Origin of the sequence: Nostoc sp. NZL (genome assembly GCF_015714705.1) — a bacterium.
Classification (GTDB): Bacteria; Cyanobacteriota; Cyanobacteriia; order Cyanobacteriales; family Nostocaceae; genus Nostoc; species Nostoc foliaceum_A.
On record NZ_WBKL01000128.1, the window covers coordinates 1 to 13,797 of the forward strand.

13 protein-coding genes are annotated in these 13,797 nt (G+C 37.7%); 5 read left to right on the forward strand and 8 right to left on the reverse strand.

The features are described 5' to 3' along the window. The coding region (locus tag F8R90_RS18315) for a pentapeptide repeat-containing protein (RefSeq protein WP_196511526.1) at positions 1 to 398 on the reverse strand (398 nt) is incomplete at its 3' end. A gap of 525 nt (positions 399 to 923) precedes the next feature. On the opposite strand from F8R90_RS18315, the gene F8R90_RS18320 reads away from it, so the two are divergent. Next, entirely contained in the window at positions 924 to 1,295 is a 372-nt protein-coding gene (locus F8R90_RS18320) for a transposase (RefSeq protein WP_196511583.1), read from the forward strand. Positions 1,296 to 1,355: 60 nt separating this feature from the next. Continuing rightward, the gene (locus F8R90_RS18325; protein ID WP_196511527.1) at positions 1,356 to 2,183 is read left to right on the forward strand and encodes a hypothetical protein; all 828 of its coding nucleotides are present in this window, start codon (positions 1,356 to 1,358) and stop codon (positions 2,181 to 2,183) included. 30 nt (positions 2,184 to 2,213) lie between these two features. Here F8R90_RS18325 and F8R90_RS18330 read toward each other — a convergent pair whose 3' ends face one another. Both F8R90_RS18330 and F8R90_RS18335 read right to left on the reverse strand, forming a co-directional pair. After that, on the reverse strand, positions 2,214 to 2,540 hold the full coding sequence (locus F8R90_RS18330) for a hypothetical protein (protein ID WP_196511528.1): 327 nt from the start codon (positions 2,538 to 2,540) through the stop codon (positions 2,214 to 2,216). A 105-nt stretch (positions 2,541 to 2,645) separates the two neighbouring features. Next, positions 2,646 to 3,002 carry a hypothetical protein gene (locus F8R90_RS18335; protein ID WP_196511529.1) on the reverse strand — a complete coding sequence of 119 codons (357 nt, stop codon included), beginning with the start codon at positions 3,000 to 3,002 and terminating at the stop codon, positions 2,646 to 2,648. Between the two features lie 72 nt (positions 3,003 to 3,074). Here F8R90_RS18335 and F8R90_RS18340 point away from each other — a divergent pair, with 72 nt between their 5' ends. Beyond that, positions 3,075 to 3,497, forward strand: a complete 423-nt coding sequence (locus F8R90_RS18340) for a hypothetical protein (RefSeq protein ID WP_196511530.1) — start codon at positions 3,075 to 3,077, stop codon at positions 3,495 to 3,497. 65 nt (positions 3,498 to 3,562) lie between these two features. On the opposite strand, the gene recD2 is transcribed toward F8R90_RS18340, so the two are convergent. The 4 genes from recD2 to F8R90_RS18360 all read right to left on the reverse strand — a co-directional run bounded on the left by recD2 (position 3,563) and on the right by F8R90_RS18360 (position 7,509). Beyond that, positions 3,563 to 5,800 (reverse strand): SF1B family DNA helicase RecD2, encoded by a 2,238-nt coding sequence (gene recD2 / locus F8R90_RS18345; RefSeq protein ID WP_196511531.1) that lies wholly within the window; start codon positions 5,798 to 5,800, stop codon positions 3,563 to 3,565. Positions 5,801 to 5,997: 197 nt separating this feature from the next. Further along, positions 5,998 to 6,822, reverse strand: a complete 825-nt coding sequence (locus tag F8R90_RS18350) for a hypothetical protein (RefSeq protein WP_196511532.1) — start codon at positions 6,820 to 6,822, stop codon at positions 5,998 to 6,000. A gap of 168 nt (positions 6,823 to 6,990) precedes the next feature. Continuing rightward, entirely contained in the window at positions 6,991 to 7,203 is a 213-nt protein-coding gene (locus F8R90_RS18355; RefSeq protein ID WP_196511533.1) for a KTSC domain-containing protein, read from the reverse strand. A gap of 78 nt (positions 7,204 to 7,281) precedes the next feature. After that, on the reverse strand, positions 7,282 to 7,509 hold the full coding sequence (locus F8R90_RS18360; RefSeq protein WP_196511534.1) for a DUF2188 domain-containing protein: 228 nt from the start codon (positions 7,507 to 7,509) through the stop codon (positions 7,282 to 7,284). A gap of 451 nt (positions 7,510 to 7,960) precedes the next feature. Between F8R90_RS18360 and F8R90_RS18365 the strand changes: the two genes are divergently transcribed. Both F8R90_RS18365 and F8R90_RS18370 read left to right on the forward strand, forming a co-directional pair. After that, positions 7,961 to 9,187: a UvrD-helicase domain-containing protein gene (locus F8R90_RS18365; RefSeq protein WP_196511535.1), complete on the forward strand. Its 1,227-nt coding sequence runs from the start codon at positions 7,961 to 7,963 to the stop codon at positions 9,185 to 9,187. A 101-nt stretch (positions 9,188 to 9,288) separates the two neighbouring features. Continuing rightward, entirely contained in the window at positions 9,289 to 11,163 is a 1,875-nt protein-coding gene (locus tag F8R90_RS18370; protein ID WP_196511536.1) for a 3'-5' exonuclease, read from the forward strand. A gap of 173 nt (positions 11,164 to 11,336) precedes the next feature. Here the strand turns inward: F8R90_RS18370 and F8R90_RS18375 are convergent, their stop codons facing one another. Next, positions 11,337 to 13,322, reverse strand: a complete 1,986-nt coding sequence (locus F8R90_RS18375) for an ATP-binding protein (RefSeq protein WP_196511537.1) — start codon at positions 13,320 to 13,322, stop codon at positions 11,337 to 11,339. Positions 13,323 to 13,797: the final 475 nt, after the last annotated feature.

Here is a 13,797-nt window from a genome sequence, read left to right on the forward strand (position 1 = left end):
GTTCCGGCGACGGCGACGGCGACGGCAACGGCGACGGCTCCTACACCAGCTGTTAATCCTTGACGAATTGTGATGAAGTAGAAGGTAATCAAGATAATTAAAGCAACCCAGCCCCCAGTTTGGTTTTCTATGGATGGGCTAAATATCAGCGACACTATGTAACCCTTAAAAGCTGAGAACAATCCTGACAGTGCCGACAATAAGAATGAGATAATAACTAAACCAATTGCCCAACGTCGTTGTAGTCCCGCTTTGGCATGGCTAAAGTTTGCACCTGTCAGGTTAACACCGCTAAAGTTTGCTCCTCGAATGTCCGCATAGCTAAAGTTTGCCCCCTCAAGGTTTTGTCCTTTGAAAGAGCGCCCACGGAGATTTTGACCTGAGAAGTCCTTGGGCATAGTTTTTAAAGCAAGATGTCTTGATTTACATTGTTATACAGATTTGGTGTAAGATATTCCAGATTTTGGGGAAAAAAATGTTATTGCTGTTAAATATGGCTAGAAATGAAATAGGCTTCGTCTGTACTTTGAGCCTAATGACACAGAGCGTCTGTAATCTTGCGATCGCACATAAGTCCGAAATGGCCTAATGCACTGCTGTAGTAATTATCAGACAAGCAACTATAACGAACTTATATAATTCAACCACAGGGACATACCCCAACTCGAACCCAGTCATAATGGCTGGGTTTTTGAGTTTTGATGGTAGTGTTGTGCTTCTTGCGTGACTGTGGTTAGAAGCGACGCAATGTTTAACTGAAAAGGACGTAGACGTGTAGCAGCTTTTATCTCATATCAATAATCTTCTTTCAGCCCTAACACCAAAGCATCTTCTGTTTTGCAACATAATTCCAGTCTTTAAGCTGCAAAGCTCGATTTGAGCTTTTGATTTTTCTTAAGCTCAAGATTTTAACTCTTTGCTTTATGTTGTCAACTCATGAGGAATGCCTGCTCTTCCTAGAAAAGATTCGTTGGGACGAACAACCAAGATGCCCTTACTGTAAATCAACAAATGCTGCGGCTCTTAGGAAAGAACGGCGGTATCACTGTAATACTTGCTTTACATCATATAGTGTTACGGTTGGTACACTTTTTCACCAAACTCATGTAGATTTACATAAGTGGTTCCAAGCAATCTGGCTTGTGCTAAACCAATCAAGAAGAATTAGTGTACGTCAGCTTGCCAAGGAGATTGGAGTTAGTAAAAACACAGCATCGTATATGATTACCCGTATTCAGAAAGCTATAAATGATGAGCCAGAACTATTACATCAGATTATGAATGCACTAGATTAACATAAAACTCAAGAATTAGCAGGAACTCAAATACTTTAAATACTTTTGGATGTGTCATCTATGATTATTTCAAAAATGATTCTTTCAAGAATTACCATAAAAACAGACAAAAACTGGGCCATTTTTACAGCATTATTTCTCATTTTTATTGCTTTTGTAATAGCCCGTTTATTACCTTTATTAATTCCTCAAGAAGCAAAGTACTTAGAATTCATTATTAATGGTTTTTTTGTACTATTTTCATGGGATATGGTTAATGCAATGGTTGGAGGAGCAATTGACCAAGCAGTTGAATCAGCCAACCAGCAAAATATTGATAATTTGAAGGCCAAAACCCCAGAAGAATCTCATAAGAAGCAAGATTTAGAATTTATGGCATGGGTTACAAGCAAAAATATAAAAGGTAGAAATTCACTTTTACAAAATGATAATGAGCTTGAAATAATCAAAACAAAGGCTCTTATTCGTGATGAAATTGTCAATGTATTGACGAAAAATCAAGATAATCTACTAACAAGTATTGCTACAAAGGCTTCTAGATATACTTTAAATAAAGAAAAATTAACTCATGAAGAGCAGTTGAAAGATATTGATCTACATGAACTAGAAATCTTTAGACAAGATATTTTTATATACCTAAAAGCTTGGTTAGTTATTAGCATAAAATATGATAGAGAAATGCAATCTGAATTGATTAAGCAGAGCCATCCTAGCGAAGAATCACCAAAGAAACAAGATTATTTAAAGGCTCTCAGATACATCAAAGATAACCTAATGGAAAGGGACACTGTAGCCCAGTATTTTCAAGAAAAGTATAAACATGAGGCTAGAGAAATTATCAAGTTCTACCTGAATCGACTTATTGAAAGGATAAAAAAAGAACCGTGATAGCTCTACCTGCAAAAGTCTAATAGACTTTTATAATTTATCTGCTTCCTCTAGTTGTTCCAATGTTATAGGCATTTCTGAGGCTTTTAATTTTTTAACAAGTTCTTCATATTCAAGTAGGCTAGATACTTGATCAAAATTTCCTGTATCTAAGTTTTCTGAAATATTTTTCTTGGCTTGTGCAATCTTATTTCTCGTAACTACGTTTATATGTGGAGTTCCGGGCATAGCTTTTTCAATTGCGTCTAAAATTACAACTGCTTGCCTTAGTATCTGCTTCAATCTAGGCCATTGCTCAGAATTATGCATTGATTGCTTTTCCCAGTAAAAGTGTGCAATCGAAATCATATTTGGCATTTATTAGGATGTCTATACCGCAATCTTGGACAGATGTATAAGTAGCACATAATAAATCAAGATTATTTATAATTTCAGTCACAAAAGCTGTTAACAAGTTTTACTCTACACAGTATCATCCATCCAACCACACTCTGGGTTTGGGCAATCCCAGTGAACACGCGCTGACCAGTCCCGGTCAAATTCTGCACCGCACCGAGGACATTTACCTGTAAACATTGGATGCCAGTCAATTAGTTCTAGCTGTTCCTCTCTAGTCCATCGCTGATTGGGTTGCAAAATCAACTCGCCATTATAGTAGGTTGCCCCTTCTGGCTCCCACAGTTCTACTGATTCGGCGTTAGGGTCTTCTCGAAAGTCTAGGCAACTGCTACCATCTACCCCCGTCGGATGTACGACACAGATGATGTGGGGGTTCTGGGCGTAAAGGAGACAGCGATCGCACTCTGGGATTTTTGGCATAATACCAGTTTAATACCCTGCTTTTACGAATATATTTAACTAAATAAGTTTTCAAGGAGGTAAACAAAATAAATGAATAAGATTGGATTGGTAGTTGCAGCAGTTGTTATCATGTCACCTTTGACCTTAGCTGTAAAAAACGTGCAAGCTGTGAACGAGCAAGTAAAACCAACTCATAGTAATCAACCAGAACAGTCTGTGCAAAGAACTTTTACAAGCTTGATAAATGCTGTTGAACAAAACAACTACACTCAGTTTATATCTCAAGGAAATGCTGCTTTCAAAGAAGGCATTACAAAGCAAACATTTACACAAGTTAGTGGACAGTTGGCTCCTCGCATCAAAAAAGGGTATTCGGCAGTTTTCTTGGGAAATCTGAATCAGCAAGGGTATCAAGTTTATTTATGGAAACTGACATTTAAGGATGGCAGTGATGATGTTTTAGCTAGACTTAGCCTCAAAGATGGAAAAATAGGTGGATTTTGGCTGAATTAATTGATTCACATTGGTTCTTGGTTTTATGTTTCTATAGTTACAGTTTGTCAAGAGTGGGAGCGCAATCATTGTAATGCTTGTAACCTCTGCTGCAATCGGGTATATCGCTCTTGGGACTTTGTAGAACGAACGCACATACTGATTGCCTTCTTGTTGCCTATAATAATCGCCAGTTTCTTGGCACGGGTTAACCCTGTATAAAGTAAATTGCGAGTCAGCATCATGTAATGTTGGGTATACAAAGGCAAAATCACTACTGGGTATTCAGAACCCTGCGATTTATGTATGCTAACGCTCCAGGCTAAAGCAAGCTCATTCATGTCAGCATAATCATAAGTAACTTCGCGCTCTTGATACTGGACAATTACTTCCTGTTCTTCGGTATCTATTGTGGTGATAAATCCCACATCGCCGTTAAAAACTTCGCGTTGGTAATCGTTGGTTAATTGAATTACCCTGTCACCAGCTCTAAAAACTGTTCCACCCCTGGTAATTTCAATTTTTTCAGGGCTAGGTGGATTAATTAACTGTTGGAGTACATTATTGAGATTGCGTGTACCGACTAATCCCCGTGACATTGGTGCAAGCACTTGTACATCAGTAGCAGGGTTAAAACCAAGCCGAGGAACCAAATCAGTAATCAACTCGCTAATTGCCTGTACCCCATGTTCTGGTTGTAATCCTCCACCGTGCCAAAGACAATCAGATTGAGGTGTGTCAGAAATTGATTCAATATTGGGATATTGCCCCCGGTTAATTAGATGCGATGCAGTAATGATTTTACTACTGGCAGCTTGGCGAAATACTTGAGTGAGCCTGACTACAGGCACTCTTCCCGAATTAATAAAATCAGCCAGCACGTTACCCGCACCTACCGATGGCAATTGGTCAATATCTCCCACCAGCAGGAGTTGGGCATTGTCTGCCACAGCTTGAACTAAAGAATACGCTAGAAATAAATCCAGCATACTGGCTTCGTCTACAATAATTGCACTATGGGGTAACGGGTTAGTGCGATCGCGTTTAAAACTGCGAGTTCTGGGGTCAAATTCCAGCAGACGGTGAATGGTTTTAGCTTCCAGTCCCGTCATCTCGCCTAACCTTTGCGCTGCCCGTCCAGTTGGTGCAGCCAGGGCAATTGATTTACCCATTGCCTTCCATAAACTGACTATGGTGCTAGTGCAGAATGTCTTACCGACACCAGGGCCACCTGTAATGACTGTGAATCTAGAGTAAGCAGCCGTCTCTACTGCTTGTTGCTGTTCGGGTGATAGTGAAACTTGGCGGCTACTGCTAAAACGCTCCAACCAAGCACGGACGCGAGGAATATCAGAACTGATGGGGTAGGTGAGGCGATCGCGTACCAATAGAGCTAAATTTTGTTCAGTGTAAAAGTAAGTAGGCTTGTAACAATTGAGCGTTTTATCGGCATCACGTTCTCTAATTAGCTCATCTTTCAAAGCCATATCTTTGATAGTTTGAGCGATCGCATCTTCTGTTGGTTGATGGTCAGCAGTCGTAAGCAGTTTAGTCACCGATTCAATTAATTCTGTTTGAGGTAAGTAGCAATGTCCGTCTTCTGCTGCTTCACTTAAAACATGAACAAGTCCAGCAAAGTAGCGAAACTCGGAATCTGCGGGAACCCCCAAATTACGGGCAATTTTATCAGCAGTTAAAAAACCAATGCCATAGATATCAGTCGCAAGCTGATAAGGATTATGAGTAACTGTATCTATGGATTTATCGCCGTATTGCTTGTAAATTTTGACTGCGTAAGTGGTGCTAACGCCGTGACCTTGCAGAAATACCATCACTTCTTTAATGGCTTTTTGCTCATTCCAGGCTCTTTGAATCATGGCAATACGCTTTTTGGCGATGCCGTTGACTTCGCTCAAGCGCTCAATTTGGTTTTCAATAATATCTAGAGTCTCTATCCCAAAATAGGCAACAATCCGTTTCGCAGTAACAGGCCCCACACCTTTAATTAGACCACTACCTAAATACTTCTCAATTCCTGTGAGAGTTGCAGGTTTGGTTTCTTTATAATTAACAACTTGAAACTGCAAACCATATTGGGGATGTTCGCGCCAAAAACCAGTTAATTGCAGCGTTTGTCCTGGCTGGATATCTGCAAAGCTACCAGTAATCGTAGTTAGTTCCTTAGCACCAGAGCGTTGCAAACGTGCCACAGTATAACCTGACTCTTGACTGTAATAGGTCAGGCGTTCTACTACTCCGGTAATTGATTCATGTTTAGGAGTCGCATTGACTTGCTGCTGGCTTGGTAGGGGTGTAGTGGACATCACTTTCAGGAAACGGCGCAGCTATTATACTCGATACTCACTGTTGGAAAAGTCATAGAGTGAGCTTTTATAGTATTTATGTACTATAAGATTATAGAGAATAGCGATGCCTACGGTTCAAGAAGTCTATCTAGTTTGGAATTTTCGGTATAGCACCAGTTTATTCAGTTCACCCAAGCGATCGCAAGTCTTAAAAATCAAATCTTTATTTTTTGAGCTTTGGGAACTGCATAAACAGAATCATTGGCAGATCGACTAAGGAAAAGAAAGTTTTCCGTTCCAAGACACTCTTCAGGCCATGTAGAGCTTTTTATAGAACGTAAATTAATTGGTATATTAGCCTTGTCACTTGGGGTAAGCTTATTAAATCGATGTAGGCTTAGTAGCCTTTCATAGCTATTAAGTTGGTGAGTGATTAAAAAAGCAATCGGATAAAACTTAATCATATTGAAAAAGCCGCTTGTTTGGAGATGTCCTCTCATGGCTGGCATTACAAAATCTCTCAATATAATAGTTTTTTCATAAGGATAAACCCAATATAAAATATGAATATCATCAGGAATAGGCAATGAAGGCTCTAGAATACAAGGTCTTATGAGATTGTCTATAACTACTTCATCTGTCTCTGTTTTGGCTGCCAGAAGATGACCTAAGACAGAACGCATGATTGCATTTGGGTGACATTCAATTTCAAAGGAGTCTGGTAGAATCAATTTGCTATTAATGAAATTTTCGATTTTCTGACTAAATTCACCCAAAGCCCAATCATATCTTGTACCCAATCCATTATTACAATCGCTGCATATTGTTCTATAAGTTATTCCATTTTGAGAAATTCTTGGACGAAATGAGCGCTCTCCTGTCATCTCATACAAAAGCCTAGAGATGACTATATTTTTAGCTGGAGGACATATTTTAGGGGGCACATGATCATCTGATAATTCTTTCTCTTGCTGGCAAATATTACAAATATTATCCTTTTTCTTAAACTTTTCAATGATTGATTGTTTGCTATTTTTCATAACACCAACTAAATCGTGGGAAAATATAGTTCTGCGAGAACTAACTTGTTAACAGTTTTTAGTTCTGCAATAAATTGGGCGATTGCATTTTGCTTGGTCAATGCCTGCGGTAATGATATCAGTGTGACAGCTAAGATAAGTAGTAATGGTTTAGTAATGTGCTTTGTTTCAATACACTTGTATATAAGGATAAGAGTCTTTAATGTTAGCGTGAAAATATTTCCCGTGCGATGAGGCACTTATTAGTCCCCTATAAGTGGACTCTGGAACTCCCGAATATTGGTATACACTTCCGTTATTAAACTCAACTTCAAGTGTGCGAGTCGTAGCATCGTAACCAACACTGTGCAAATTGCGTGAGTTAACTGGCGTTCGTAGCATTATTTTTTCTTATAGTAAAGTAAACGTCAGGTGGGCTGTCCTCACCTGAACGTATGGTTTGATTTAACTCACCAGTTTTTACCCCTTGGGTGGGTGTGGATCATTGCCATAGCTGTTCCGCTCTCGAATTTGTCCTTCTCGATTATGGATCAACAGTTCTGACTGCTGATTAATAGCAATCTCGCGTCCACGCGCAATCGCTTCTTGCTGAGTAGTGAATACCTGAGTTACTTTAGTAGCACCTTCAGACTGGACTGCCCATCCTTCAGCATGGGGGACAATGTGCTGATTTTTGCTTTTTGTCATAAGAAGTATCACTTATGTAGTATGACATATACACGCTAGCACAAGGTTTACTAATTGACTTCACTAGACCTTTCGTTCATAAATTGAGTTATATAATTTACACCTACTTAAATCTAAAGCTCTAACCTGACGATTACAAGTCAAATGCACAATATGCAATTGTGCGATCGCCTTTCAGCTATGGGAGAAGCTGAGGCAATCGCTAGTCTATTGCCACTCTTTATAGTACATTTGTATTTAAAAAATTCCTTAGAGAAAGCCACAGTCCCCGCCTCAAGTGCGGGTATTTTATTTTGTTGGTACAGGGTGCGATCACTCCTCGTTCTGGGCGAAATACAATTGCACTCCATGCCTTTTCATTGTTTTTACGGAGAGCGCACAAGCCTAGATGTAGTTAAGATGTGTCAAATGATATATCAACTTATCAAGTTTGTTATTTGGAGTAAAAATCATGGGTCAATGGATTGATTTTCAACAAACTGTTAATCAAAGACTGGTGAGAGAAGACCTAGATAAAGAACAAACCAAAGTCAAAAACATGAATATCAAGGGACACTCTCTTGTCCGGGGTATTGCTGGCTCTGGGAAATCCTTAGTATTAAGAAATAGAGTAGAGACAATAATTGAGGAATTTGATAATATTTTGATTTTGAGCTATAACCGTTTTATGAGTGGATGGCTCAACTCAAAATTACAAGAGAATAGTATTAACAGAAAAATTACCTGTAATACATTCCACAGTTGGGCTTATAATAAGTTAGGCTATGATTATAAATTTGATAACAATGACGAATCCAGAAAGCAAATTATAAGCTTTGCTAAAAATTCAAAATTTAAATATCAAGCAATATTAGTAGATGAAGCACAAGATTTTTATGATGAGTGGTTTTTAGCTCTTTTAGAAATTTTAGATGAGACTAATTCCCTATTTTTTGTGTATGATAACACTCAATCAGTATATGGCCAGCCGCATAGAAGAAAGCCAGAATGGACATGGAAAAGTTTAGGAATTGATATTGTAGGACGTTCTCAAATATTTGATGTTAATTATAGAAACTCTCCTGAAATACTAGAGTTGGCTTGGGAATTTATACTCTGTTCTTTATCTGAAGCCAATATGAAAGTTTCCAAAAAAGGACAAGCTGGAAACAGAATTGGTGATATTATTCAGCCTAAAAAGAAAACATCTAGAAGTTCAAATATTCAACCACTTTTATTGCAAATTTCAGATCAGGCAATGCCCGCTAAGATTGCACAGCAAGTTAAATATGCGTTAGAAAGCTATAAAGAATCTTCAATCGGCGTTTTGGTACATCCACAAAACTGGCGATTAAAAGAAGCTATTGGCAGAGAGTTATCAAGCTTAGGTATTCAGCATCATGCCCCAAAAAAATCCACAGACAGAAATATGAATGTAGTGGATAGACCTTTTGTAATTGTTGACTCTTGGAATGCCTTAAAAGGTGTTGAATTTGATGCGGTTATCATTGCTGGACTGGATAAAGCGGATGAAGACCCAGATGATCTAGATAAGGATTTTCAAGAAAAAGCTGGCATTTACACTGCCATGACTAGGGCAAGAGATCATTTAGTTGTACTGTATAACACAAAAAACTCCATTGTTGACCTGATGGAAAGTGCTTTAAACTCCCCTGATCAATTAGAGAGTGAAGACTAAAACAGTCATTTCGTTGATTGCGATCGCCCCCGCCAAATTCTTAGAGGAAACCCCAGGCATACATCGTCCCCCTTAAAAACCCATATAAACATCTACCATTTATGGCTACTCTAATTCCCTCATTTAATAGTTGCTCAATGCGGATGACCCCTGGCGAGAGGAGATTAGCGCAGCGCTTGGAGGACAAATTAGAGGATGACTATTTACTTTGGTATGACGTGCCAGTAGGTAAAAAGCAGCTGCACCCAGATTTTATAGTACTGCACCCCAGCCGGGGCTTATTTATTCTGGAGGTGAAAGACTGGAAACTCGACACTATTCAAAGTATTAACCCCTCCACAGTCACCATCATTACAGAGAATGGGATAAAAGAAGTCAAACACCCACTACAACAGGCCAGAGATTATGCCCTAGCAGTCAACAAAATGCTAGAAAAAGACCCCGCCCTGGTGCAGCAAGAAGGTAAATATCAGGGTAAGCTGGTCATTCCCTATGGTTACGGCGTGGTATTTACCAACATCACCCGCAAAGGGTTCAATGAAAGTGAACTACCAGCAGTGTTTGAGGAACACTTGGTTATCTGCAAAGATGAGATGTATGAAAACATCGATGCAGGCGAATTTCAGCAACGACTTTGGGATTTATCGGCATATCAATTTGGCAAGACCCTCACCAGTAGCCAAATAGATAGAATCCGTTGGCATATCTTCCCAGAATTACGCATTAGTGCCAAGCAGTTATCTTTATTTGATGTAAATACCACCGAAGAATCACCACAGTTGCAAATCCCCGACATTCTCAAAATTATGGATTTGCAACAGGAACAGTTAGCCAGGAGTCTAGGTGATGGGCATCGGGTAATTCATGGTGTAGCGGGTTCAGGAAAAACCATGATTTTAGCCTACCGTTGCCAGCACCTTGCACAAGTCAGTAATAAACCAATTTTGGTACTGTGTTTCAACGTCTCTCTTGCTGCCAAACTCCGGCAAACTATCCAAGACCAAAACAAAGTTAGTCGCATCAAAGTACGACATTTTCATGGGTGGTGCATGGATTTACTCAAAAAGTATGACATCCCCAGACCCGACTCTAGAGAGTATCAAGGTGAAGCTTATATAGAAGAACTGGTTCAAAGAGTAATTACAGCCGTTGATGCCAAGTTAATACCGGCTGGCACTTATGGCGCTGTCATGCTAGACGAGGGTCACGACTTTAAACCAGAGTGGTTAAAGTTGATTGCTCAAATGGTCAACCCCGAAACCAATTCTTTGCTTATCCTCTACGACGATGCCCAAAACCTCTACGGAGAAAAACGCACTAAGAAATTTAGCTTTAAGAGTGTAGGCATCCAGGCACAGGGACGCACGACCATTTTTAAACTCAACTACCGCAACACAGAGCAGGTGTTAGGGGTAGCCTATGAATTTGCTAAAGAAGTGATGACTCCTACCACCGGGGATGATGACCAAGTAGTATTGGTAGAACCGACTAGTGCAGGACGGCAAGGGCCCAAACCAGACCTCATCCGTTTACCCAGTTTTAAACACGAGGTAGATTACCTTGCAGAGCGAGTGCAACAATTACACGAGCGAGATATCCCTTGGAACGAAATAGCAATTATCTATCGCTCCAACTTTATGGGCGAAAACATTTACAACAGTTTCCAACAAGCCCAAATACCAATAGAGTGGGTAAATGCCAACAGTGACAGCCGCAACTATCACCCGGACGAGTTAAGTATCAAACTCATAACCATGTACTCCAGCAAAGGGCTAGAGTTCCCAGTGGTGCTTATTCCTGGTATTGGTTTTATGCCTGACCAGTACGGACACGGTACACCAGAAGAAGAGGCGCGGTTACTTTACGTGGCGATGACACGAGCAATGGAGCAGTTGATTATGAGTTGCGATCGCCCTTCAGAATTTACCAGCCGTTTGGAGACAGTATTAGGTAAAGTAGCAACAAAAATAATTTAATCGTAAAGCTTGCCCACAGACAAAAGAACTTGTTAACAAGTTTAGTTGTAGGACAATAGGAGCAATCGCACTTTATTAATTTCTTGCAATTTATTTTTTATTTTCAATATTGAGGTGAACATTAAGGTAATGTTTACTAATAGTTTTATTACATTCTATAAATTAAAAAAATTTTAATTTTCTGGAATAACACGTTGAGGAGCTTGCACAGCACTATTGCTATGGATATGACTAATTACTTCGCTTGCACTTGTAACATCTGCATTAAGCTTTATCTTTTCTAATTCGAGCTTATCATTCAAAAACTTGTGTTTTAAATCGAACTCAGTAAATAATTCACTCCATTTTTTTACGTATATTTTATAATTATCAACAAAGTAAACTAGTGATTTTTCACCATGAGACTTAGCATTTTGTATTTCTCTTTCAATATATTTAGATTGATCAAAATCATTACCAATTAAATAGAATTCCCAAGACATATTAGAGGCATTGAATTCATCTTGTTGTAAAATTACTCCCATATATCTTTTTACCTGTTCAAGTTCTTTTGAGCCAAGCTTAATTTTAGGATGTTTTAACTCTACAACTACATTATTAATAGAAGAATTATTTAGAAGCTGCCGTACCATAAATATATCCATCTCTCTATTCTTATCAGAATGATCGATAGAAACTACGGGCTTTTCGCCCCTTAATAGATAAATATATCTACGTAATGCTTCTTCAAATTTTGGTTCAGCAGCAGTTACAAGATGATATTCCTCACCAAAAATCCAGTAGTGATTTTCAACAAATTTTTGAATATGATCTCGCTCATTAGCTTCCAAATCCGGTTTGAAAACTAAATTATTTAATTGATTAATAGCTCTGTACCTATCTTCTATCAATCTTACAGTTTTAATAATATTTGCAAGTTTTGTAATTTTTAAAGATTCGGATAAGTGTTCTAATTCAGAGGAGTCTAATTTTATAATTTCTCCCAGTACATCAATTAACTTATTTCTCTCATCTGAATCAAGTATTAAATTTAAAAAATGAACAAATACTTTTTTTTGTTCAATGTTTAGAGAACTGAAAATTTTTGGCTCTACCTGATATAATTCTTTGAGAAAATCTTCTAGCTCATTTTTTCTGTGTTGATCCCAAGTATTATTGCCAAATTTTGGAAAAGCATTATTTCTTTTAAATTCTTCTATAATCTGGTCTGATTTAGTCTTAAGAAAAAGTTTTCTGCGATTTTGAAGCTGCTGATTAATAAAATGAATTAGAGAATGATAAATCTGTCCATCTGGCGTATTTCTTAATACAGAAATTTCATAAGGGAAAAAATGTTCTTGATTAAAAAAAGAACTTTTAACAAAAATACTATGAGAAAAATTATCACCTTTATTATTGAGAGTAGTCGTATTGCTATATATTCCTTCGCCTTTTGAGTTGATAAAGTAGTATCTTGAATATTCTTTATTTAGGCTTTGAAGCCAGCGAATAAATTTTACTTTAAATAAATATTCACCAATTTTATGTTCTAATTCAATAGAATCACTAATAAAATTTTCTTGATAATTTAAATCTGAGTCATTTATTTTAATTGAAAAATTTCTCATTGAATTTAGTTCAATAAACCAACTAAACTCTCTATATAAATAACTCTTAATTTCATTATCAAAATCATCAGGGCTAATTGTATGAATATCATAGAAAGAAACTATTGTTCCTGTTTTTTCATCAGTTTCTCTTTCTTCTGATATATCATAGTTGTCTAATTGATTTGCATTTATAGTTATGCTGTACTTGTACTTTTTACCTTCTTTTTCATAAACAGTGTTCCATTTTGCTGAAGAACAAAAAGTAAAAAAAGTTAACCTACCTATACCATTAGTACCGTGAATAGATGATAAGTTTTTTGAAGTACCAAGAGTAAGTTGTTTATTAGATTCATAAAAAAGCGTAAATCTACTTGAATCAGCAATACCACATCCGTTATCTATAATTTTGAATTCCGATATCCTTCCATAATCATCAGATTTAATCAATATCTTAACTTCAGTAGCTTTTGCATCAAAGCCGTTCCATATATATTCTGCAATAGATGACAAATAACTATGATGTTTAAGTGCTTTTAGAATGCCTAATGAAGTAATTTGAATATTTTTCATATATTTCTACTTTAGAATTGATACTGCTATATGTTGGAACAATTTTGAAAACAAGTAAAATGAAAAAAATATTTTACTTAATACTTAATTAAGTCGACAAAAAGCGACAACATTACTAATAAAACAGAAAAGTACATAATCAACAATGTATCATAACGTAAGTGACATTAAACGTCTACAAAACATCGCCTCTCGTTCTTAGACGAAAAATTATGAGCGATCGCTATAAAGTGGCCGGGTACGCCATACTACCTTTACTATGTGTTTTCTAGTACATTACTAGCCAGTTGTGGCGAAGCGATGACCGAGTGCTGTGAGTTGGCTGCTGAGTTTTTCTACAGCGTTGGGTCAACAACTGGCGATTTGTGGCTGTTCTGTTGTGTTGATATCTCATTTAAACCGCAATTCAGAGATAAGTTATGCCAAATTGCCAGAACCTTGAAACATGGCGGTGTAACTTCAATTTTTTTTAAGA